Below are 23322 nucleotides of genomic sequence, written 5' to 3'. Positions count from 1 at the left end.
AGATACTGGCGCTTTATGGTTTGGCTGCCGTCTCGGACGGGCAGTACGATAAAGGCGAGGCCGCCATTATCAAGGCCGCAGGTTTGGCTCCAAAGAATGTCCGTCTGCAGCTCGCGCTCGCGAGTTTTTATCGTAGCACGCCAAATGCCGACCGGAACAAGGAGTTGCCTCATCTTCAAAAAGCATTCGAGCTTGACCCGAAACAGCGTCAGGTTTTAGTGGATTTAGCATCCTACTACCGCAGAAATGGCGAGCAAGACAAAGCGAAAGAGATCTTGGTCTCGAACGCGAAAAAGCATGCTGATAATTACACTGCGAATTTTATTGCGGGACAGTTTTTGGCGACAACCGGCGATATAGCAGAATCAAGTATGTTGCTTAAAAACGCTGCACCATTGGCTAAGCAGATAGTCAGCGGGCAGTCATTCANGGTGCACTGGGCCGTAATGCCCTGCTTGAAAACAAGAATGAAGCGGCGAAGCAGTATTTCGAAGCAATGCTTGAATTGAGTCCAAACAGCATTGGTGCGTACGCTGGTTTGTATGAGGCTGAGAGCCGTGTGAATGGGCAGGAGAATGCTCTAAGAAAACTTGCTCAGCGTGCGAGAGAAGATCAGTCTCTGGCTGCGTATCAAAGCCTGATTCGTATCGCGTTAAGCAATCGAAATATCTCCGGAGCGGAGCGCTATTACGCTGACGCTATGGATAATCTGCCTGATCAGGGTGCTGAACTAAAAGATGTTAAGGCGGTGATTGATTACTCTCGGGCGATTGATTACCTCAAAACCGGGCAGTTAGATAAAGCGCGGGATGTGGCGGCTAGAAGTCTTGTAACGAACCCTGGAAATGTCCGTGTTGTTGCAGTACTTGCTGAGGTTGAAATACGGTCTGAACGATTCGACGAGGCGGAGAAAATGCTCGCTCAGCTGGATGAGCAGGCCGAGCAATTGGGGCACATTCTGCCGGCCTTGAAAGGCGATCTTGCGATGGCTAAAAAGGAATATACGGTTGCCCGAAGCGCTTATGAGAAAGCTTGGAGTTTATCCAAAGCTCCTGCAGTTGCAGAAAAACTGCATCGGGTTCTAGGGCTTTTGAAAGACCAAAAGGCACGTTCGGCGTTTCTCGCAGACTGGTATTCAGCGCAACCTGATAACTTACTAGCGATGCTGTTGGTTGGCATGGAAAGCCAGCAAAAAGGTGATGTCGATAAAGCGCAAACGGTATACGAAACACTCTTAACTCAACGTCCTGATTCAGTTGCTGCATTGAATAACCTTGGTTGGCTCTACTACGAAAAAGGCGATGAGAGGGCGCTAGATCTTTTAGCCCGCGCTGCTGAGCTTGCGCCTAATAGTCCTGCTGTCTTGGACAGTTATGGGTGGGTTTTGCACAAGTTTGGTAAAACCGCTGAGGGATTGCCGTATCTGGAAAAGGCCGCTGAGATGCAGCCCGATAATGCGGAAATTCAAGCGCACTTCAATGAGGCTAAGGCTGCAGGGTAGCTCAGTGCTTTGTGATCCCACGTACTCGGTGGGATCTATCCCGCTCATCTTGGTCTGAAGGGCTGGGTTTTGCAGAGCTCTCAGTGCCATCAAGCGGGTTTTTCGAAGTTGTGTATGGTTTTGGTGCTATACGCCAATTCGGCCAATCGAAAAGCCTTCGCTTGATCACTCTCAATCGCTAATTTGGCGCTCAACTAAGCTGTTTTGATAGCATGCTTTTCTATTAGAGAGTAAAGGGTTGGGCGAGTGACGCCGAGTATTCTCGCTGCTTTTGCCATGTTGCCTGCAGCGCTTTGGATAGCCTGTTGGCAAGCGGTTTTTTCAGCGTTATCTCGTATTTGCTTAAGGTTTAGAGAACCCTCGGGTAGGTTAAGAAACTCCCCCTCGAGCTCTAGGTCTTCTGCGCTAACGTTGCGTCCATCGGTCATAATGGCGGCACGCTTTATTTTATTAATCATCTCACGCACGTTACCTGGCCAATCATGATGACGAATAGCCGTCATGGCATCTTCAGAAAGGCGCAAATCTTCGCGATTCATGTCGCTGCCAATGCTCTTTAAGAGGGCCTGGGCGATCAGTACAGAATCACCCTCGCGCTCGCGTAAAGGGGGAATATTTAAGCTAATCTCACTCACGCGGTAGTACAAATCTTCACGAAATTTGTTGCTCTGGATAAGGCTGTCGATGTCTTGATGTGTTGCACAAACAACGCGTACATCGACAGGAATTTCTTTCACGCCGCCTACTCGTTCGATGACTCGCTCCTGCAGAAAACGGAGCATCTTTGGTTGCAGGGATGCCGGCATGTCACCAATCTCATCGAGAAACAGGGTGCCCCCATGTGCAAGTTCAACCTTGCCCTTTTTTTGCTGATGAGCGCCGGTAAACGCGCCTTTCTCATGGCCGAATAATTCGCTCTCCAGCAGGTTCTCTGGAATCGCTGCGCAGTTGATCGCTGAGAATGGACCATCGGAGCGAGGGCTGAGGTTGTGCAAGGCTCTAGCTAGCACCTCTTTACCGGTGCCTGTCTCTCCCAAAAGTAAGGTGGATACGTCCGCCGGTGCTATCTTTTCGATAGTTCTGCAAACTTTCATCATAGATGGGCTGCTGGCGATAACTCCGGGTATGCCGGAGCCGGCCTGTGTTTTTTTCAGACGCGAGTTTTCAGTCTCGAGTTCTTGCATGCGAAAAGCTCGCTCTACAATAAAGTTCAGAATGTCTGCGTCTAGCGGTTTGTGGAAAAAATCAGTGGCGCCCATGCCGACAGCTTGAACGGCATTTTCTTTTTCTTCGCGTCCGGTTACCACAATGACTTTAGTCTTTGGGGCGAGTTGGAGGATTTCTTCTAGCACTAAAAAGCCTTCAGTTGCGCCCCCTGGGTCTGGAGGTAGGCCAAGATCAAGCGTGACAACTCCAGGCTCATGTCGACGCAGCAAGGAAATGGCACTTTCTCTATCTGAAGCCATATGGACTTCCACGTCGTCATTGAAGCACCAGCGCATCTGGCTTTGAAGGCCTGGATCATCCTCGACAATGAGTAAGTTTTTTTTCACGCTCGTGCTTCCTTTGTTTGCATCAACTGTTCATCCATTTTGATACGTGGAATTCTAAGTGTAAAACAAGTTCCTAGCTCTGGCTCGCTAGTTACGTTGATTGTACCGCCAATTTTTCGCAGGTACTCTCGGCTTTGATATGCGCCTATGCCCATTCCTGTGAGACCTTTGGTGCTTGCGAACGGTTTGAAGAGTTCATTCTTAATAAATTCGGGCGTCATGCCAATACCGTTGTCTTGGATAAAGACGAAGGCTTCATCTGCACTGGTTTTAGTAGAGATCTCAACTTGCCCATCTCGATCGCAGGCCTCGATTGCGTTTTGGGTGATGTGTTCAATAACTGAGGCTAACTGCTGTACGTCTGCGTTAACCCAGATATGTTCTTCATGCAGCACCAGTTTTGGAGTTGGCGAGCTAGATTTTTTTTCTAGGCAGATGTTTGCAAGCAAATCGCAAAGGTCTACCTCGCGCACCTGTTCATGCTGCCCTGGGTTACGAATCTGTGCCAACAAATGTTCCATTTTCTCAACGGAGTGCTGGGTCGTGTTGATCATGTCATCAACAAAAGCAGGTTTGTGCTTGTGTTTAGGTGCGTTTTTTACCATCAGAGATAGCTGCGCAATAATGGTCTTAATATCGTGAATAAGGAATGCTGAGGTTTGGTTGACCGCTTCAAATTGGCGGGATTGCGCAAGCTGCTCTTCGGATCTATGTTGCTCGAGATGACTGCATGCCTGTTGAGCAACGATCTTGAGCAAATCGTAGTTCTCCCAGTTTAGCTCCATTGGCATGTAGGGTTTTGCCAGAAATACAAATCCAGATAGTCTGTTATTGCTCTTTAAAGGAACGATCAACCATGGCTCTTCAGCCCCTAAGATCCCTTCTGGTATTTCAATGAGGTCGTATTTCTCTGGGTCCGCCAAGAACTCCGTCAGGTTGATAATCCAGTCGTTGTCTTCAAAGTAGTGAGCAAGGTCAGAATCTTGATCTATTTGAGAGAGTGTTCTTTCTGTAAAACCAAACTGTGATTTGATAGCGAAATTATTGTCTTCATCACGAACCCATATGGCGCCAGCTTGTGCTTGAACCAACTCAGCTAGTGTTCGGGTGCTACGTAATGGAAGAGTATCTTGCGCATCGCTAGACTGCAGGCTGGCCGTTGATTTGATCCATTCATCTCGATAATCATATTTATAGTCGAAGAAGTTCTTCGAGATAAAAACCATCGTGCGTGCTCGAAGATTCGGGGAGCTGATGACGAGGATCAGAAAGATGCCTGCTGAAAAGACGAATAAAACACGCAGCGCTTCACCCCAGGTACCTCCGAAAACGTTAATGTAGTAACCACCCGCAGAAACAAAGATCAGATAAACACCAGCAAGCATTAGTGTGGTTGTGTGGAAGATCATCTGTCTCGAGATGTGAATACCAATAGGCTTGTCTTTGCGGGTGATTAGCGTGGTGGCGATAAGCGGTGTGGCGAGGGCATTTACTGCGCCTCTGGTATCCCATAGAGCGCCTGACAAATGGTTGAATAGCAATGCGTCGGAATACATCACAAAGTCATAGGCGAGGATTGTAGCGACCGCCAAGCTTAGGTACTTGATGCCTGCTCGAGTGTAGATTGCCGAATTACGCCAGATTTGTTCGAGCAGAAGGATGCCTACGAGCGAAACCAGTACATTGAGGATGAGTAAGCTTCGCCCATCAACAAGGTTTATACCCAACCACGCTTGAAGATTGATGAGTGCTATGGTGGCGCTGAGCAAAATGATGATCCCAGAGCTAAATAACAACTGAGGATCAATTTTCAATTTTCTAGGAAAAGGCGATATACCAAGTATCGAGTAGAGAACAATGAACCATGAGAGGGTTCTTAGAAGTTCTATGCTATAGCGAATCGTGAAAGGGATTTCAAAACCGCTCGACTGCGCGCACAACAACCCGAGCCACAATGCGGAACAGAAAGCGGCAGCCAGAAGCGCTTTATCAGTGGTGCGGCGGTGTTCACTGCGCAGCATATACATGCATAACAGAGCGAACGTAACAACGCCAGTCGCATTGCCTATAACGGGGAAGCTAAGATCCATCGTTTGAGTTTGTCTTCCATTTTTTGAGCGTGATTGAGCCAAATGTTAAAAGCTTATCAACAAGTGTAACAGGGAAGAGCGAAAGGGTGGTGCTTAAGGGCGAAAAGGCAAAAAAAAAGCCGGGTGTGCTACCAAACACAACCGGCAATAAGTGCGAGTAGTATCCATGAAAGTCTTTCATTTCCCCAACGGTGCGTACACCGTCGGTACCGACAAGTATTAGTGAAAATTGGCATTTCGCAAATTGAAACTGTCAAAAAGATGATCACTTTTTGGAATAAGTAGGGCTGTATTTGTGGCAGACTGTAATTACACCTAGAAATTAATTTAGGTAATCTTTTGTATGTGTATGTTTCTATTGATCTTTTGTTGATTCATCTTTTGTGAGCTTTTCTTCGCTGAGCCATGGGAGTTTGCGATAGTGGGGCTCTGATTCTGCAAAGTTTGTAAATGGATATTTGATGATGTCGAAATAGGGCGAGTAATCGAAATCACTGGGGGTACAAAGTTTTGGATTTCTTCGATATATGTTTACGTGGCCTTCCTCCGAGCGCTTGATCATTGGCAGTATCGGATATTGGATTGAGCCAAATGCTTCGGCAATCATTGTAGAGCACACTGTTTTTGTCGTTTTTCCTGGGTGAGTAGAAAATAAGCTCGAGCGCCAGCGCCTCGGAAGGATCAAATAAGGAAAGAAAAAACGCAGCAGGTCGAATATTTGCCGGATGTCGTAGTCGGTCCCGAGTCGGGATATCGCGTGCTGAATCACTTTCTGAGCATCACGATAGGTAATGTCTTTGGGTCTGCAAATACGCACGTGATCGCGGTCATACACGGAAAGTGGACGCGCCACTGTTCCCATCCCTAACTCGCTTTCGACAATCAGCTGTACATCAGGCTGTCCATCAAAGAAGCTTTTGAGACGTTGCCGGTCATGGGGGTTCTCTATTTCATGGATTCGGCCTATATACAGTGCAGCATGAGACCATCGGCTTTGCGTCACTGTTTTTATAACATCACTGACACGACTTCGGCCCTCGACTAAGATCACGTCGCCCGGCTTGATTTCGTAGCGCATGCGTTCGTAATCACTCATCGGAATCTGATTGGGCGGGCGCTCTCTGATTAGCAGTCGCGTGAAAAACGCGATGAGCTTGCTTTTAGTTTGAAACCCCATGGATTGATTCCGAGAATGAAAACGATGGCCTAGTATTAAAGGTGTAGACAATAAATGTCTGAACAGCAAAGCAAATATTGTCAAATTGTGACTGTATGGTTGCAGAGAAGTCTCGTAAACTAGGACGAAATTAGATTAATGCCAACAATGGTTTAAGAGAATATGGCTCACAAAGATAACGAGACGCCGATTAGCGATTCGGCAAACGAACAAGCGCATCAATTGTCCGATAAGATTAAAGAGTCGGCGCGTCAGATCTGGCTAGCCGGTCTTGGCGCTTACAATAAAGCAGAAGAAGACACCGGCAAGATTTTTGAGAAGCTGGTGAAAGAAGGTGAGGAGCTTGAGTCGGCAACGCGCGGCGCTGTTGAAAAACGTTTTAAAGCCGTCGAAGGAAAGGTAGAAGGCGTTCGTGGTAAAGCAAGCAATACGTTTGGCAAGCTTGAATCGGTCTTTGATGAGCGGGTTTCCGATGCGCTTGAGCGTTTGGGTATTCCTAACAAAAAGACGCTTGAGGCGCTTGAAGCACGGATAGAAGCGTTAGAAAAAGAGCTGAAGAAAAAGAAGTAGAACGCGCTTCTTTGTTCAGCGTTTAGTCTTAGGCTCTATGCTCGCTTGAGCGCAGAGCTTCTTCCCTTTCACACGAATACTGTGTTCTCAATGTCTGCAACTAGACTTAAAGATATGCCTCTTTTAGCGCATTGATCATTTCGCGCCGCTCTTCTTCCAAGAATGGCGCAACTACGGACATCACCTGATACACGCCTTTGGCAAGAGCGTCATCATGCACCTCACCTTCGTTAATGACTGAATAGCTCAGCCAGAAAGTGGTAATTAGAATGACTTGCTCGGTGAGAGCGCTGACCTCGGCTTCATTGGCATGTAAACGACCTTGTTCAATTGCGCGTTGCAATACTAAAGAGCAAGCCTTTCTCTTTGTGTTTAGGATCTTTTGGAATTTCTTTTCGAGGTGCGGGTACTTTGCCATGACCGTGACTAAGTCTTTGTACAGAAACTGAAATTTTGCGATGTTTTCGAAGATCAAATGCAGGTAGAACCAGAGGTCCTCGATTTCCATTTCTGACTCAGGTACAACCAAAATATCGTACATGCTCGTTTCGAACCACGAGAACAATTCGTTGAGAATTTCGGTTTTGCTTTTGAAGTGGTAGTACAAATTACCCGGACTGATATCCAGTTCGTCAGCGATCAATAGCGTTGTGACGTTCGGTTCACCAAGTTCATTAAACAAGGCAAGACTGGTGTGCAAAATTCGCTCGCGCGTCTTCATGAATAGCTAGATCCGCTCTTGGTCAAATTTGTTGTTGGTGCGTCTGCTAAGGTTCTTAGGATGCATGCATGGTCAGTCAATCAATGGCTTTGGGTCAACATAAAAGTGCGTAATGCGATCATCGCTGAATTTCTCAAAGAACTGACTAGCCTGTGTGATCAAGCGAAATACCTGCTGGCCGTCTTTTGCACTACTTAGAACCTTCATGCTGTCATAACTTCCGCGTATCTTAGTGAAGCGCGCGGTCAGACTTGTGGCGATTATCCTGCCGGGCTCCAGCTCGTTCTCTTTCGCAAGAAAGTTGCGGTAGGTATGTACTTCCTCGTCGCTTAGATTTGAGCGTGTTGCCAAATGAGGCATTTTAACCCGGTTTAGTATGCAGTGACTGTAAGACTGTGACTGCTCCATACTAAAGCGCCGGAATGCTTCCCAGAAATAGCTGTCGGTAATGTGTTGGAATAAATCCAGCTGTGAAAGGCTACGTGTCACAAGGTCACGCACATTGCTTTGTGTCATCACCTCCTCGATCGCTGCACGCAGTAGCCAGTCAAATCCTTGCGCAGTTTTGTGAGCATAGACTTGGCGATACATTTGATGGCGGCTGTACACAAAGTCCTCTAGAGAGCTTAGGCTTTTTTCTGCGATCGCGATGCCGACCCAGTTTGTCTGATCGCATAGACCAAAGTGAAGGTTGCTCAGTAGATGGTCAAGATTAAACCCGCCAATGGTGACGGATGAGTGAAAACCATCGCGGAGCATGTAGTCAGCTCTATCTGCGTCTAGCTCTCCAGAAACGATGTGAGACAAAAGCGTTCTGAATTTTTCGGCAAAATCTGTTGGTGGTATATGTGGTTTGTTGCCGGTCACTAAAGGCCAGATAGCGAGAGCATGCCGTTCAAAGCTTTGGCTGACGCGTACGTCCACGGTTTCCATGAGTGAGAGAATGTCGCTCGTTTCGATGTCGCTGCGTTGCTCGTGAGCTTCTTCAAGCAGCTGGTGGGCTACACGAACAGAGTAGTGTTCGTGTTCGATATGCTCGGGCACCTGTTTGTATGCGTGTTGGTAGTCTGCGCCGTTCCAAAGCTGCTTAAAGGTGTCGGTCGAATCGAGTATCTCGCGTATCGCTTGTGTTCGACTAAATTGGTGAGAAAAGCTACTGTGACCACTGTCATGTAACAAGCATGCGCATCGGACAATACGATGGAAATAGCTGATTGCTTCTAAAACTTGGCTATCAACCTCGCTACCAAATTCTCGACTTCGCTTCTTTAGGCCGTTTTCCACCATAGCCATGAACATGCGCCCGCCAACATGCATTGCACCCACGCTGTGTAAAAAACGCGAATGCGTAGCGCCAGGAAACACCAGAGATAGTATGTCGTTCTGACAAATGAATCTCAGGCGCTGAAAAAGCGGGTGGTCAATAAGAGCGACTTCAAATCGGGAGACAGGTATGCCGCCGTGCACAGGATCCATAATCAGTTTGTGGTAATTGCCGAGCAGGTCGTCTACTTGAAGAAGCAAGAGAAATCCTTTTTGATCTAGTCTGTTGTAGGCTTTGTATATACTGAGTATAGCGATAGTTTTTGTCTGACGTTGGTATTATTGCGTCTTTGCTTTACCTTGAGATCAGCTAGCCTATACTCAGAAGATATATGTTGAATACAGTGCAGTTATGAATCCCAGCTCAGACCAAATATTGGTGATCGACCCTAGTGCCGATGACCGTGAAAAACTGGTCGCCTACCTCACCGGTAAAGGTTACTTTGTTCAAACCGCTAAGAGTCTTGAAACTGCGCACTTGCTTACGTTTGAAGAGCCTCCCGATCTTATTTTTGCTGATGTCCCCAGCGAGCAAATAGAACTATTGCCTTTTTTCGATGGCGAAAAACGCAGCCCCCTCGTGATTGTATCGATCGCAGAAACTGCCGGTGATGTTGTCGCATGTCTACGGGCCGGTGCTCAGGACTTTATTCTTAAACCGGTGCGCGATTATGAAAAGCTAGATTCCGTCATTCATAGAACGCTCGATCAGATTCGGCTAGCGAAGTTGAACAAACGTCTGCGTTCTGAATTGGAGGAGAGAAATCGAAAGCTGCGAGAAGGCATTCATGAGCTGCGAACTGATCAAAAAGCAGGCCTTCAGGTCCAGCTAAAGATGTTGCCGCAGCGCCAAAAAGAGCTAAACGGCTTTCACTTTGACCACATTATTCGCCCTTCGCTTTACTTGAGTGGTGATTTTCTAGATTACTTCCGGCTTGATGATCATCGCGTTTTGTTTTTCTTTGCTGACGTTTCAGGGCATGGCGCATCTTCGGCGTTTGTTACCGTACTATTGAAAAACTTGTCCGCGCGTTTACTACGAAACTATCGTCGTCAGTCTAGCGATGACATCAGTTGTCCGGTGAAGTTTTTAAAGCGTCTAAATCAAGAGTTAATCGTATCTGATCTTGGCAAGCATCTAACGGTGTTTGCGGGGGTGCTAGATCAGTTCAAAAGAACGCTTACCTATACTATTGGTGGGCATTTGCCGTTGCCAATACTTAAAACCCCGGAAGGGACAGAATATCTGGATGCCAAGGGCGTGGCAGTAGGTCTGTTTCCGGAACCTGAGTTTGAGCGCGTTGTCCGAGACCTGCCGCCCAAGTTCAATATCACAGTCTTTTCCGATGGAATATTAGAAGTGCTGCACAATGACACACTAAAAGAGAAAGAAAAGTTACTATTAGATGTTGTTTCTAAACAGCAAGGGGGGATAGAATCAATTTTGACATCAATGGGATTGGACGACATTGATGAGCTGCCAGATGATATAGCCGTTTTGACGGTCTGCGACCAGGATGATTCGTAGCGTATGGTAGGAGGTTACTTGCAAACCCTAGAGTTAAGTAGCGATGTCCCAGTGTAAAGTACTACAGGCTGATTGCAGCGGCGTTTATATTTTGAAGTTGGTTGGAGAGGTGCGTCTAAATGCATGCTCAACGATCGATTCTGTGATTGAAAAAATCTCGGAGAATCCGAATTTTCGAAGTCTTGTCGTTGATCTTTCTGAAACAGATCACCTTGATAGCACGACGCTGGGCATGCTGGCTAAGCTTGCTGTGAAAGCGAAAGAAAAATCCCATTTCCTCCCCTCTATTGTTTCGACTAATCCTGACGTCACCCGAATTGTTGAATCTATGGGTTTTGATAGCGTTTTTGTTATCACCAAAGAGCCGATTGAAAGTGAAGCAGATCTTGCAGAACTCGAGCAGACACCGCTGCAAGAAGATGAGATGCGTCAAACCGTTCTGAATGCACACAAAGTGCTTATGGATATTAACGAGAATAATCACGATAAATTCCGTGATCTTGTTGATGCACTTCAAGGAAGCGACGTCGTAGCCACGAAGGCTAGTTGATACGCCGTTTTATACGTTAATACAGCAGAGATAATTACATGAGCGATTGCAAACGCATTGCGGTGCTTGGTGGCGGAAGCTTCGGCACGGTCATTGCGAACATTGCAGCTGAGAACGGTTATATCGTGACGCTATGGATGCGAAGCGAAGAAGCTGTGCAGCAAATTACAGACTCTAGGATCAATCAGCGATACTTGCCCGATCTCGTGTTGCACGAGAACCTCAATGCAACAACAGATCTTAAGCTTGCCATTACCGATGCGCAGCTCATCTTTTTTGCCATCCCCAGCAAATCTTTTCGTGATGTGGTGGAGCGGGTTTCTGGTTATGTCGACAGCGATCAGATGGTTATTAGTACAACAAAGGGTATTGAGCCAGGTACTTTGAATTTGATGAGCGATATCTTGCGCGCCGAGTTGCCCCACAACAGGGTGGGTGTGATGGGTGGTCCAAATTTAGCCAAAGAGATCGCAAAGCATGAAATCACCGCGACTGTGATTGCAAGTGAAGACTCTGATCTTCGCCGTATTGTTCAAGAAACACTTAGCTGTTTGTATTTCCGGGTTTATGCCAGTGCCGACGTTTACGGTGTTGAGCTTGGTGGTGCCTTGAAAAACATCTATGCGATTATCTCCGGCATCGCTGCGGCCAAGAAATTGGGAGAGAACACCATCGCAATGCTGCTTACCCGCTCACTTGCTGAAATGGGGCGGTTTGCTGAAACACAAGGTGCAAATCCTATGACCTTTCTCGGTCTATCTGGAGTTGGTGATTTAATCGCCACAGCGTGCTCGCCTTTGAGTCGGAATTATCGAGTAGGCTATGCGTTTGGCGAAGGGCGCAATCTCGATGAAGCTGTGGCAGAGCTCGGTGAGGTTGCCGAGGGTGTGAACACGCTTAAGCAGGTAAAGCGTTTTGCTGATGAACACGATATATACATGCCACTGGTTCAAGGCCTCTATAAAGTGCTTTATGGTGGAGAATCGATTTCGGCTGTGATAAAAACATTGATGCTCGCCGAGCGCAACACAGATGTTGAATACACCCTGCCGAAGGATGAGATCTAATGCGAATCGTCTACGTTATTCTGTTCAGTATTATTTTTAGCTTTATGGACATACTGCTGGCCTTTATCGCTTTACTGCAAAGCGTCATCGCGGTTGTATCCGGTCAGCCAAATGAAGCGCTAAAGGACTTCGGGGCGCGACTGGGTATTTACCTCAAGCAAATAGCGGAGTTTGTTAGCTTTGAAAAAGATGAGATGCCCTTTCCGTTTTCCGACTGGCCCGAACGCGAGATTAATCAAACTGATACTGAAAGCGTAGAGCGAACGGACAGCAATGGTTAATGTGTTTTTGTGTCGTCATGGTGAGGCATCGTTTGACGCACCGAATGACAGATTGCGGCCACTGACAGAGACAGGCATTGCGAACACCAAGCAATGTGTTTCTGAAATGGAAGCTGTATTAAAAGGTGTTGTGACCCAAATCTGGAGCAGCGATTTGCTGCGTGCTCAGCAAACGGCAGAAAGCTTTGCTGAAGCGCTTGAGATTGAAGTGACCGTGCAGACTTTTCTTCGTCCAGATTCTGACCCGGCTCGAGTGGTTAAAAAACTTGCTGACTGTTCCGAGAATGAGAGTGTGCTTGTTGTTGCGCATATGCCGCTTCTTGGCGATTTGTTAAGCCTGTTACTTGATGGCAATCTCTACACTCCTTATAACTTTCAAACCAGTGAAGTTGTGCATCTGCAAGGCGAGCTTGTCGCCACTGGCCTCATGGAGCGTGTCGCATTCTCTTAGGCGTCTACTGTCCAATACCTGATATTTAGCACCAAACAATTAAGACCTTATGAACTATTACCCGATTGAATACATCGAACCCGTTTTTCGTCCTCCCAGCGAAGCGCTCTCGTTTATCTTGCCGCTAACCAATGGTTGCTCATGGAATAAATGTACTTTCTGCGAGATGTACACCCAAGAACAAAAGAAGTTTCGTGCACGTAAAGACGAAGAGGTGTTTGCGGATATAGCCCGCGTAGCACAAGCTGTGCCTCACACTAAACGTGTATTTTTAGCGGATGGCGACGCAATGATTCTACCGACGCGTCGTCTTAGGGTTGTTCTGGAGAAATTGCGCGAGTCCTTCCCAAATTTAGAGCGTGTGACTTCCTACTGTTTGCCCAGAAATTTGGCGAAAAAGTCGGTAGATGAGTTAATTGAGTTGCGTGAGCTCGGCTTGCAGATGCTGTATGTGGGGCTCGAGTCGGGTGATGATTTTGTTCTTGATATGGTGAATAAAGGTGAGAGCTACGAAAGTTCTGTGTCAGCGCTAAAAAAAATCCGCGAAGCAGGAATAAGATCATCGGTGATGGTGCTCAATGGTCTGGGTGGTCAACGCTATTCTGAGCAGCATGCTATCAACTCAGCGAAAGCGGTGAATGAGGCGCAGCCAGACTTTGTATCCACTTTAGTAGTGAGCTTCCCTATGGGGGAGGAGCGTTATCGCGAGCGTTTCACTGATTGGGAGCCGCTAACGCAAAAACAACTGTTTAAAGAGCTATATCAGTTTATCGAGCATCTGGAGTTGGAGAATACGACTTTTCGTTCAGACCATGCCTCAAACTACTTGCCCTTAAAAGGTGTGCTAGGCCAAGACAAAGCACGCTTTTTGGAAGAGTTGGATATGGCGATTAATCAGCCTGAGAATGTTCGACTAAGAGAAGAGTGGCAGCGAGGTCTATAGATTACGATGCATGGTCAGCGCCCTCACTAGTGAGCGGGTCGAGCCGCGGAGCTAGAAGCAGAAAGCTTATTCTGCTGGGTGGAAAGGCTATCGACAATGCGCATTGCGGACTGGGAGAAGTCGGGCTCTTTAGCACCAAGGTCGTTCATGATTTTCATCTGGTCTATGATCAAGTTTTCGAGTTTGATTTCTGTAAGCTCTTCATTGGTGAGCCAGCGCATCGACCAACTTGCAAATCGCCTGCCTGATATTTTTTCCTCTGCAACAGATCGAATTATCCGATGTCTTTGATCAGCGCTAATGCGCGCAAATAGCTCATCCAAGGCTCGGTCTGGACCCTCAATATATTGGATAAAGGTACTATCTTCGAAGTAGAGATAGCCTGAAATACCGAGAATTAAGTTTGACTCGTAAGCTTCAGTCTCTAGCTCCTCTAGTTGGGTTGGAAGAAATTCGACCGTGCTGTTACTGGCGTACAGAATCGATTTCACTATGATATTGCCTCTTCTGGTTGGCCAAAAAGCAAACAGTTTATAGCTTAGTTCATGTCGCCAATAACTCAATCAGCCATAGAATGCGATGCAGGGACAATATATAACTGCTGGTTTTCTATAGCAGTCGCCTTGGAGAAAAGCTGCTAAAGTGGAAGCTTAAGTGTCTTGATCAACCCCATTAGCTGTGTGAAGAATAAACATATGACGAGTAAAAGAGAGCTACCGAATTTTTCGCAAGAATTGCGCAAGCTTTTAAAGTACGAAAATCAAATGCCTCCGGTTGATCAATGGCAGCCTCAGAGACAAGGCACCGTTGAAATAACGATCAAACGTGATGGCGCTTGGTGGTTTCAAAATGCGCCAATGACACGTGAAGCAACCATACAGCTGTTCTCTAAAATCTTGCTAAAAGAAGAGGATGCGTATTTTCTGGTGACTCCCGCGGAGAAAATGCAGCTTCAGGTCGAATTGCTGCCATTTGTGGTTCGTCTAATGGATGTGCAGGGAGATGGCGAGCAGCAGCGGATTCTCTTTTCGACGAACGTCGGTGATACCTTTGAGGTGTCAGAAGAGCATCCGATCAGAATGCTTAAATCGGACGATGGAGACTTTTTGCCGGTGGTTCGTGTACGCCGTAACCTTGAAGCGCTTGTTAGCCGGCAAGTGTATTATGAATTGGCGGAATTTATACAAGAATGCCCAGACAAAGCCGGGCATTTTGGGTTGTGGAGTTGCGGTCGCTTTTTTCTAATGGATGAAGACGGCCATTAGTCAGTAACTCTTGGGAAGTGCGTTACTCCTCGCTGAAATCGTAGTTCATGCCTTCAGCGGGTGGTTGCAAATAGTATCCCTGTATGTAGTTTACTCCGGCTTGCCAGAGCGTTGCGAGTAATGATGCGCTTTCAACCAAGGGCACAACCGTAAGCTTGTTCATCCCCTGCAGTGAAGAAATCATTTCTTTCATTGCCTCTTTGCCTTCATCGCTTTTTTGCATTTCTTGCGTGAATGAACCCTCTAGCTTGACGTACTCTGGGCTCAGGTGTTTCAGAAGATTGTAGGGGTTAATGGCTCGGCCAAACTGATTGATCGAGAAATTACAGTGCAACGTTTTAAGGCCTTTTTCAAACTCCTTTGCTTGTTTGAGGTAGGTGATAGCACTGTTCTCTGCGATTTGAAAAATGAGCGAGTCTCCAGGAAGACGCGCCGCTTTCAAGGCGACATTCAGCCAAGAGATAAAGTTCGTATCTTGTAGAGTCTCGCCGGTTAGGTTTATGAATAGACGCGTCTCGTGGCCTTGAGATCGGTGTTCACTGAGCTGCTTTATGGTTTGTAGGATGACCCACTTATCGATCTTGCCAGCGACTTCTGATGGGCCGCTTGGTGGAAGAAACTCGTAAGGGCTAACTTCTTGCCCTTTGTCATCAATCATTCTGACGAAGGCTTCATAGTGCTCATGCGTGCCGCCGCGCAAGCTCTGGATGGGCTGGAAGAGCAGTTTGAACTGATCGTCGTCCAAGGCATGCTCTATAAATTCGGTCGCGGTGTCGTGGTTGCCAAGAGGGTTTTCAATTTTTGGTTCAAACAGTAGAACACCATTGCCGTTTTCGCAGCCATCTTGCTTGCGCACATCCTCCGATGCTGTTTGGGCGCGACCAAGGATGTCTTTGATGTTCGGCGCATTATTGTTAACGAGCGTAATACCAATACTCATTGTCACTTGAACAGTTTTGCCCTCGACATCGAACAAGTGTTCTTCTACTTTTTTGCGAATCGTTTCGGATCTTTCTTTTGCCGCCTCAGCGTCTACACCTTCAAGAATAACGCCGAATACATCGTCACTTAAGCGAGCAAGCGTGTCTCCGTCAGACGCTTCGGTTTGCAATAGTTGCGCGAGATCGCGCAATACAAAATCAGCATCGCCAATACCTAGATTTGCTTTAACTTGGTGAAAAAGGTCGATTGCTAAATAGAGCACAGAAGACTTTTGATCATCCTTAACCGCGTTTTCTTTACATGTATGAAGTGCATCCATAAAGGCGCTGCGGTTGAAAAGGCCGGTGAGTAGATCTGTTTGACTCATTTCCTTGAGTTTTTCTTCAAGTTCCGCTGAATCTTGTACCGGTCTCAGAATGATTTGGACGCATGATTCTCCGTCATAGCTGGCATGCGAAAAGCTAACTAAGACGGGGATGTTGGTACCATCTTCGCGAATTGTTGTCATTGACACATTCTCGACCGGCTTGGCCGCATTGTTGCCAGTGAAATCCTTACTCATGTTCTTGAAGGTTTCTTGGGAGGCGGCGTCAAGTGTGTCCATGATCGGGATGCAGATCATTTCGTCGATGTCGTCATAACCCAAAAATTCAAGGTAAGAGGTGTTGGCGTAGATGTGCATGCCTTCGTTGACGTATGCGATCGCGTCTTTGGAACTATCTAGCAGTAGCTCACAGCGGTGCTCGACATCGCGAATTTCAACTTCGATACGGCGCAATCGCTTTAGATCTCGAACGTGCTGAATCTCGCGCTTAACAACCTCGACTAAATGTTTATCTTGATTGCTTGAAACAACGTCATGTGCGCCGGCTTTCATTAAGTCGGTCACTTTGGTTTCATCATACTCTTCGCTAATGACGATCAGTGGCACGTATAGATCGTTCTTTTTTATCAAGGTGCAGGCTTGGCTTAAGTCGAAATCCGCGACGGATTCTCGAGCAACAAACAGATCCCAGTTTCCGCTAGAAAGAGCTTCGTCTAGCTCTTCTTCGTCGCTAACAAGTTTGGCGCGCGTAGCTAAACCGGCATTGCGAAGCAGGCTGACGAGTTTCTCTGCATCATTTTGGGAGTCTTCCAAAACTAATAGGAAGAGGGTCTCTGTGCTTTTTGTCATTTTTTTTCTAAACCACTTGAACTACAAACTTGGCCAAAGAGAGTCGAACTCATCTTCAATATTTAACTCGTCTCCTCGCACGATTTCGGTCTCTTCGAATTCGGGAGACTTTGAGTCGAGCATATGCGTTGTGCTAAGGACGAATTGGCTGAAACTACCTGTTTCTGCAACGGTGCTGGAGAGTATGCATTTCGACTCTACACCACTAAAGCGGAGCAGCACTTTGTTGCCCTCTTTAAACGGCATTCTAGGCGTCACAAGCGTACTTGGCTGTCCGATGCTACTTAATTCCGGTAGCAATAAGCCTCTTAAAAACTCGCTGTGTTTGCCAGTTTTGTTCAGCTGTTGCACGGCACACGGCCTCGCTCTTGGAGCAAGAAGTTCGATGCCAATTTGAGTGCCTTGTTGTTTTGAATGACGCATCCAGCGAATGACGGCAATACTCCATGATTTCTCAGGGGTTTCACGCACACAAAGTAATTCCCCTGCCTGAACGTTTTTCGGCACGTTGCCTGGCCACTGAATGCAGTAACCCCCAGGGCTTGTATTTATCAGTGCGGTTGAGTGCACTGGAAAGTCTTTCTCAGCGCTCTCAGGATGGTTAGTGTAATCGATGACCGATTCACTCTTTAGCGATTTTGCGCTATCGACGCTTGCAGCATCAAATGCATTTGCCCAAGGATCATTAAATGATTTGTGACCTTTGCGCTCATTTTCTTGGTCTAAATCAATCGGTTCTATGCCAAAGAGATGAGGCTGAAAGGCCGTTTTTCCTGATGTGTAAAAATGAATCCCGCTTAGGCCAACCGCGACATCTAACTTGCCGCTACTTGCGATACGTTTAAAGGTTCGCTTTGTCAAAATGCCAAGAGAATGGTGTAAGTGCTGCAACAACGAATTTGATAGATGTACCGGCATTTCTAGATGCTTTACATCGCTGCTATTTGTTTTGGACGACGCGCTTATGTGAGAAGTAATGCGGGTTATAAGTTCGACCGTGTCAAAGCCATGAAAATATTCATCTAGATCTTCATGTACAAGGCTTTTATGTTTTGGGGGGCGGTCATCGGATAGATTTACGCAGAATACAGCCGAAGGCAGGTATTTTCTTCCAAGTTCAACATAATCTGACCATAGTTCGTAGACGCTCCATGCGTTGTCAATCTCCCGTTGCCGCAGCTGATTGGTACGACTACATGCAAGAAGCAGGTTGCGCTTGTAGGCTCTTCGGATAGATGTTTCTTTTACGAATTCGTTTTCCTCGTCGAGAACGAGATATTTCATTAAGCCAAGATCGTCACTAAAACGATAGACTTCGTTCATATCTTTCCACGCGTTTTTCGGTATGTACACGTAGAGCTTTGAACTGAGAAGAAGAATCTTGCCTAATTCGGTAATAACTCGATGCGCGGCACAAGCAAAGTTTTTACGCGCCAATTCTGTACCAAGCTCTGGAACCGTCTCTACTAAAACTATTTTGTATCCCGTAGTCAGGGCAAGGTGTAGGCTCGTAACGAGATTAATCACCTTACGCTGTTTTTCCTGAGGAGTAATAGACCCGTTTAAGAAGTGTTTTGAGAGTTCGGTGCAGGCGAAGTGGATCGGCTTGCGCAGGCTTTCGAGCATTTTTGATCTTTGGCCTGGCTTACATCCGAGGCGATTTAGCTCGTTGATTGCGGAATATAGCAGTCGAGATGTTTCACCCAGATTCGCCATAGGCAACTCTGCCACCCATGCTTTGATGGCTTCCGGTGTGCCGTCAGCGAAAGATAAATTGCCCAGATTCTGTTCCGGGATTGATAATGATAATTCGAGGTCTGGACCCAACATCTCTGCTGTATTTTCCTATGGTGCCTGTCTTCAATATTGATGCGAAATATGTTCGAGAATCTAAATCGCAAAGTTAACCTATCTACTTATGATAGCAGGGTTTTAGCCGCATGTAGCGGGTCTAACCCTAAACTCTGAAATAAAAAATCAGGCATCTGAATGATTACTCGTTTCAGTGGTTGGATAAGACCCGCTTACTCCCATCGCCGGGTTGCTCTTCAGCGAGTTTAGGTGTCAAAAATCCTGGTAATTGTGCACAGAGTTCTTTGTAGATTTGTTTGGCCTCAGAGCGCGGGAGATCAAAATGCGCAGCTCCCGCCACTTTATCGAGCGTAAATAGGTAGTAGGGCAGAACGCCTTGCGCAAAAAGCTTCTCAGACAGTGCCTGCAATATCTGAGCATCATCATTGATATGTCTTAGCATCACGGATTGATTTAGCAGTGTGACGCCATGCTCTTTAAGTCGTAAAAATGCACGTTCAGTATCATTAGCCAATTCGTTGGGGTGGTTGCAGTGCGCAACCAAAATGACCTTGCACCGCAAGTTTGAAATGACCTTAAGAAGCCTACTCGTTATTCTTTGGGGCAAGCTTGGAAGCATTCGCGTGTGAATGCGGATGCGCTTGACTGAGGTGATTCTATCGATCTTGTCGAAGAGCTCTTCAAGGCTCGAGTCTGACAAGCTTAAGGGGTCTCCGCCGCTTAAGATGACCTCACTGATTTCTGATCTTGTTGCCACGTAGTCTAGTGCTTGTTGCCATTGCTGGCGAGATTGCTGATGTTCGCTGTAAGGAAAGTTTCTCCTGAAGCAATAGCGGCAATGGATCGCACAGGACTGAGTGAGAATTAATAGTACGCGGGAGGAATATTTGTGAATTAAACCCGGAAGAGGTGAAAAATTCTGCTCCAGGAGAGGTTCGCTAGCATAGCCTTCAATGTCTAGAGATTCCTGGGCTTGCGGTAGCACCTGCAATAACAGCGGGTCATTGGGGTTCCCTTTTTCAATTTTGTTCAAAAATGGCTCGGGAACTCGTAGTGGAAAAGATGGGGCATTTTGATCGAGTAGCGGGTGCTCATCCAGCTCAAGCCTGATGAGCAAGTCTTGCGCAGAAATAGTGCTTGCACTCAGAATTTTCTTCCACTGCGACGGTTGCGCGGGTGTGTCGGTCATGCTTTTTAGCTTGATATTGGGCATGAGGCTTCCGTTGGCCATTGTTCGTGGCGTTTGGTTAGGGCTTCGTTTCGACAGAATTGGCTGAAGCGTGTATGATTGCCGCCAATTTTTAGGCCGTTTCGCGGCTGCGTAATTTACACTGTACCGAGTCGATGCGATAGCACAATTATTCTGTGCTCGCGCGACTCCGTGCGCTTTGATTTAGAGACCCGTCCAAAACGGGAAAGATTGGGTGATAAGATGGCAAATTTCTCTACTAATGAATTTAAAGGCGGCTTGAAGGTCATGCTGGATGGCGACCCATGTTCGATTCTTGAAAACGAATATGTAAAACCGGGTAAAGGTCAGGCATTCAATCGAGTGAAATTGCGTAACTTACGCACTGGTCGCGTCTGGGAACGTACCTTTAAATCTGGTGAGTCTCTTGAGGGCGCAGATGTCATGGAACATGACATGGAGTACCTATACACAGATGGTGAGTTCTGGCACTTCATGATGACGGACGGTTCTTTCGAGCAGCACGGCGCAGATGCAAAAGCAGTAGAAGACGCAGTAAAATGGTTGAAAGAACAAGAAGTATATGTGGTTACGCTATATAACGGCGCGCCATTGACGGTTGCCCCACCAAACTTTGTTGAGCTGGAAGTGGTTGAAACGGATCCTGGCCTCAAAGGTGATACTGCACAGGGCGGTACCAAGCCGGCAACATTAACTACCGGTGCTGTGGTAAACGTTCCATTGTTTATTAACATCGGTGAGGTGTTGAAGATTGACACGCGAACTGGTGATTACGTTAGCCGAGCCAAGAGCTAAAGGCTTAAGTCAAAAATCGAGTTTTGAGGTACTTGCATGTGGCAGCCTGCTTGCACGCATGATGCTATAAAAGCCCGCGCTGAGCTGTACGCTCAGTTGCGGGCTTTTTTCTTTGAGCGGAGTGTGCTTGAAGTAGAAACGCCTGTTCTAAGTCGTTCAGGTTCGACCGACCCTTACCTCGATAGTCTTCGTATAGAGGAAGAGTCAGTGCTTTTTTTGCAGACCTCGCCAGAGTTTGCAATGAAGCGCCTGCTTGCCGATGGTAGTGGTGATATTTATCAGATTTGCAAAAGCTTTCGGCGCAATGAAGTGGGCGCACGTCATAATCCTGAGTTTACGATGTTGGAATGGTATCGTGTTGGATGGAGCTTGGACGAGCTAATGAGTGAAGTAGCGACACTTGTGTGTCACGTATTGGGTTGTCCCGAGCCCAGGAAGCTTAGTTATAAGAAAGCGTTTCATGATGTTCTGGAGATTAACCCGTTCCAGGCTTCGCTGAGTGATTTGCGAGATTGCTGCAAAACAAGAACCGGCTGCGATGCTCTTGGGTTAGACCGGGATGGCTGTTTGGACTTGCTGGTTAGTCATTGTATTGAGCCAACCCTTGGCTTTAACGAGCCTTGTTTTTTAATGGACTATCCTGCTAGTCAAGCATCGCTCGCGCGAATCGAAAAGGATGTTGATGGTGATTGTATTGGCAAGCGAGCAGAGCTTTATGTGCAAGGAATTGAGCTTGCCAATGCCTACGATGAGTTGACGGATGCAGAGGAGCAGGCGCGTCGCTTCGCAGAAGACAGAGCGCTTCGTGTTGAGCTTGGTTTGCAAGATGTCAATGCGGATGAACATTTGGTGGCTGCTTTGCAAAATGGTTTGCCCGAGTGCGCTGGTGTAGCGCTTGGCTTAGATCGCTTGCTCCTGTTAAAGCAGGGTGCCAATAAACTCTCAGATGTCTTGGCCTTTCCTTTTGATCGTGCTTAACAAGCCTCTCGTTTTATTATGCTTTTGCAGCGTCGTGTTGGTTGCCTGCTCAAAAGAGCGAGGCGAAGAAGCGTTGAACAACTATCAGTCTCGGTTGGAGAATGTTTTTGAGCGGCTAGAGTTTGAGTTAGTTTCGTCGTCTCAAGTTGATGATGAGAGTGTGCCCTCGTTACCAAATAAAGTGATAAGAGAGACAAGGTTTGACAACCAGGCCAGTACGATCAATCTGTTGGATTTTTTGCGCCTGTACGGATGTCGATTACAAGAGGTTGTTGCGCTTTCCAATGCATCTCTCGGTAAACTTGCCCCAGATTCCCAAAAACTGATCAGCACACTCAGGTTTATTGAGTTGGCGCCCGAATGTATTACCTCGTTGGTTGAAAATCAGGAACAAGAGCTGGCGCTTCAATTAACGAGCGCGCTTGATCAAAAACGCGATCGGCTTGATCGAAGCATCGCGCTCTCTGTGCTTGGAGGACCTGAATATAAAGCGTTCTGGAAGATGCCTCGAGCGCTTGAACGGTATCCTAGTGCTGATTTAAGTGGCGAGTCGGAAAGGGCTTTTTATAAGCTTGTATCAATGCGAGATACTTGGTTGAGCGGAGATGTCAGGACGGACAGAGAGCTGTTTGAGAGGCAGTTGTTTCTTATTTCGAGTGGCGATGGCGGAGCGTTATTGAAGGCGACGGCTCTTTTGCTGAAGAGAATGCAGTTATTGAATGATTTGCTTGATTCAGTGCTGGCATCAGAAAAATTGTGTACTGCGAGGACGCTCTATTCGTTCGATGTGTTGGCTAACGTTGTTCAAAAATTTTTTGTTGGTGATGTGCAAGTGTGGGCCGCTGCTTTGAGTAAACGACAGTACGCCAATTCGACGGCCATCGCTTCACTCGAGGGCGCATTTTTTGATCTGTTGAGTAATGATTATCTTAGTTGGATGAAGCGGCGAGATAGGCTTTTTAATGAGACCCGTCATGCGGTGCAGCAGCATGTAGAAAAGCTGAAAATTTTGCTCACGCAAGAAGCGCTCAAAGCAAGATGCTCAGAGCGCTAACTTAATCAAGGTTTTGCTCTCGGGGTAATCTTCCGGGCAAATGGTTCTCCCATTCGAACGGGCGCTTCGGCCGTCATGCCTTCAAGGAATTCCATGCTGCCAGCTGGAGCACAGAGTACCACTGTTGAACCCAGCTTGAAGCGGCCCATCTCTTCACCTTTTTCTATGGTAATGTCGTTGTCGAGTTGGTAGTCAAATTGCACAACATTTTTGCGCATCGGCGCAACTAAGCCTGCCCAAGTAGTTTCGACACTCGCAACGATCATCGCGCCAACGAGCACCATGGCGATGGGGCCAATGTCGGTATCAAAAATAGCAACAACACGTTCGTTACGCG

General features: G+C 47.0%; 22 protein-coding genes. 12 read left to right on the top strand and 10 right to left on the bottom strand.

Translation table 11 applies throughout. The annotated features are described in order from the left end of the window. Positions 1 to 496 precede the first annotated feature (496 nt). Positions 497 to 1501, top strand: a complete 1005-nt coding sequence (locus A3750_RS04390; RefSeq protein ID WP_068548050.1) for a tetratricopeptide repeat protein — start codon at positions 497 to 499, stop codon at positions 1499 to 1501. Between the two features lie 194 nt (positions 1502 to 1695). On the opposite strand, the gene prsR is transcribed toward A3750_RS04390, so the two are convergent. The 3 genes from prsR to A3750_RS04370 form a co-directional block, all read right to left on the bottom strand. Next, positions 1696 to 3054 (bottom strand): PEP-CTERM-box response regulator transcription factor, encoded by a 1359-nt coding sequence (prsR, locus tag A3750_RS04385; RefSeq protein WP_082863067.1) that lies wholly within the window; start codon positions 3052 to 3054, stop codon positions 1696 to 1698. Continuing rightward, the gene (gene prsK / locus A3750_RS04380) at positions 3051 to 5144 is read right to left on the bottom strand and encodes an XrtA/PEP-CTERM system histidine kinase PrsK (RefSeq protein WP_068548049.1); all 2094 of its coding nucleotides are present in this window, start codon (positions 5142 to 5144) and stop codon (positions 3051 to 3053) included. Before prsK ends, prsR begins: the two co-directional genes overlap by 4 nt. 355 nt (positions 5145 to 5499) lie before the next feature. Then, entirely contained in the window at positions 5500 to 6321 is an 822-nt protein-coding gene (locus A3750_RS04370; protein ID WP_068456698.1) for a YiiX/YebB-like N1pC/P60 family cysteine hydrolase, read from the bottom strand. Between the two features lie 162 nt (positions 6322 to 6483). Between A3750_RS04370 and A3750_RS04365 the strand changes: the two genes are divergently transcribed. Beyond that, entirely contained in the window at positions 6484 to 6891 is a 408-nt protein-coding gene (locus tag A3750_RS04365) for a phasin family protein (RefSeq protein ID WP_068548047.1), read from the top strand. Between the two features lie 106 nt (positions 6892 to 6997). On the opposite strand, the gene A3750_RS04360 is transcribed toward A3750_RS04365, so the two are convergent. Then, positions 6998 to 7612, bottom strand: a complete 615-nt coding sequence (locus tag A3750_RS04360) for a TetR/AcrR family transcriptional regulator (RefSeq protein WP_068548046.1) — start codon at positions 7610 to 7612, stop codon at positions 6998 to 7000. A gap of 72 nt (positions 7613 to 7684) precedes the next feature. Further along, entirely contained in the window at positions 7685 to 9136 is a 1452-nt protein-coding gene (locus tag A3750_RS04355) for an HD domain-containing protein (protein ID WP_156498391.1), read from the bottom strand. A gap of 151 nt (positions 9137 to 9287) precedes the next feature. Here A3750_RS04355 and A3750_RS04350 point away from each other — a divergent pair, with 151 nt between their 5' ends. The 6 genes from A3750_RS04350 to A3750_RS04325 are packed head-to-tail and all read left to right on the top strand — an operon-like array spanning position 9288 to position 13755. Beyond that, on the top strand, positions 9288 to 10463 hold the full coding sequence (locus A3750_RS04350; RefSeq protein WP_068548045.1) for a PP2C family protein-serine/threonine phosphatase: 1176 nt from the start codon (positions 9288 to 9290) through the stop codon (positions 10461 to 10463). Between the two features lie 43 nt (positions 10464 to 10506). Beyond that, positions 10507 to 11013: an STAS domain-containing protein gene (locus A3750_RS04345; protein ID WP_068453756.1), complete on the top strand. Its 507-nt coding sequence runs from the start codon at positions 10507 to 10509 to the stop codon at positions 11011 to 11013. A gap of 38 nt (positions 11014 to 11051) precedes the next feature. Then, complete coding sequence (locus A3750_RS04340; protein ID WP_068465378.1) at positions 11052 to 12080, top strand: NAD(P)H-dependent glycerol-3-phosphate dehydrogenase; 1029 nt, start codon at positions 11052 to 11054, stop codon at positions 12078 to 12080. Next, positions 12080 to 12361 carry a DUF4389 domain-containing protein gene (locus A3750_RS04335; protein WP_068548044.1) on the top strand — a complete coding sequence of 94 codons (282 nt, stop codon included), beginning with the start codon at positions 12080 to 12082 and terminating at the stop codon, positions 12359 to 12361. The genes A3750_RS04340 and A3750_RS04335 overlap by 1 nt, the downstream gene beginning before the upstream one ends. Next, positions 12354 to 12812 carry a histidine phosphatase family protein gene (locus A3750_RS04330; protein ID WP_068548043.1) on the top strand — a complete coding sequence of 153 codons (459 nt, stop codon included), beginning with the start codon at positions 12354 to 12356 and terminating at the stop codon, positions 12810 to 12812. The genes A3750_RS04335 and A3750_RS04330 overlap by 8 nt, the downstream gene beginning before the upstream one ends. A gap of 49 nt (positions 12813 to 12861) precedes the next feature. Continuing rightward, the gene (locus A3750_RS04325) at positions 12862 to 13755 is read left to right on the top strand and encodes a radical SAM protein (RefSeq protein ID WP_068548042.1); all 894 of its coding nucleotides are present in this window, start codon (positions 12862 to 12864) and stop codon (positions 13753 to 13755) included. Between the two features lie 26 nt (positions 13756 to 13781). Here the strand turns inward: A3750_RS04325 and A3750_RS04320 are convergent, their stop codons facing one another. Beyond that, complete coding sequence (locus tag A3750_RS04320; protein ID WP_197474884.1) at positions 13782 to 14246, bottom strand: BLUF domain-containing protein; 465 nt, start codon at positions 14244 to 14246, stop codon at positions 13782 to 13784. Positions 14247 to 14450: 204 nt separating this feature from the next. Between A3750_RS04320 and A3750_RS04315 the strand changes: the two genes are divergently transcribed. Then, a complete protein-coding gene (locus A3750_RS04315) occupies positions 14451 to 15020 on the top strand; it encodes a DUF1285 domain-containing protein (protein WP_068548040.1) in 570 nt (189 codons plus the stop codon). Between the two features lie 22 nt (positions 15021 to 15042). Here the strand turns inward: A3750_RS04315 and A3750_RS04310 are convergent, their stop codons facing one another. The 3 genes from A3750_RS04310 to epmB form a co-directional block, all read right to left on the bottom strand. Next, the gene (locus A3750_RS04310) at positions 15043 to 17136 is read right to left on the bottom strand and encodes an EAL domain-containing protein (protein ID WP_068465382.1); all 2094 of its coding nucleotides are present in this window, start codon (positions 17134 to 17136) and stop codon (positions 15043 to 15045) included. A 21-nt stretch (positions 17137 to 17157) separates the two neighbouring features. After that, complete coding sequence (locus A3750_RS04305) at positions 17158 to 18966, bottom strand: hypothetical protein (protein ID WP_068465384.1); 1809 nt, start codon at positions 18964 to 18966, stop codon at positions 17158 to 17160. 172 nt (positions 18967 to 19138) lie between these two features. Then, a complete protein-coding gene (epmB, locus tag A3750_RS04300) occupies positions 19139 to 20161 on the bottom strand; it encodes an EF-P beta-lysylation protein EpmB (protein WP_068456626.1) in 1023 nt (340 codons plus the stop codon). Positions 20162 to 20380: 219 nt separating this feature from the next. On the opposite strand from epmB, the gene efp reads away from it, so the two are divergent. Genes efp through A3750_RS04285 form a run of 3 tightly spaced genes read left to right on the top strand, consistent with a single transcriptional unit; the run spans position 20381 to position 22985 of the window. After that, positions 20381 to 20953: an elongation factor P gene (efp, locus tag A3750_RS04295; protein ID WP_068456541.1), complete on the top strand. Its 573-nt coding sequence runs from the start codon at positions 20381 to 20383 to the stop codon at positions 20951 to 20953. A gap of 36 nt (positions 20954 to 20989) precedes the next feature. Continuing rightward, positions 20990 to 21931, top strand: a complete 942-nt coding sequence (gene epmA, locus A3750_RS04290; RefSeq protein WP_068548039.1) for an EF-P lysine aminoacylase EpmA — start codon at positions 20990 to 20992, stop codon at positions 21929 to 21931. 34 nt (positions 21932 to 21965) lie between these two features. Then, the gene (locus A3750_RS04285) at positions 21966 to 22985 is read left to right on the top strand and encodes a DUF3080 family protein (protein WP_231871709.1); all 1020 of its coding nucleotides are present in this window, start codon (positions 21966 to 21968) and stop codon (positions 22983 to 22985) included. A 5-nt stretch (positions 22986 to 22990) separates the two neighbouring features. On the opposite strand, the gene A3750_RS04280 is transcribed toward A3750_RS04285, so the two are convergent. Continuing rightward, a partial coding sequence (locus tag A3750_RS04280) for a phosphatidylserine decarboxylase (protein ID WP_197474883.1) occupies positions 22991 to 23322 on the bottom strand: 332 nt, incomplete at its 5' end.

The sequence above is a fragment of the Oleiphilus sp. HI0079 genome, from assembly GCF_001635105.1.
This window is presented reverse-complemented; position numbering and strand designations above follow the sequence as displayed.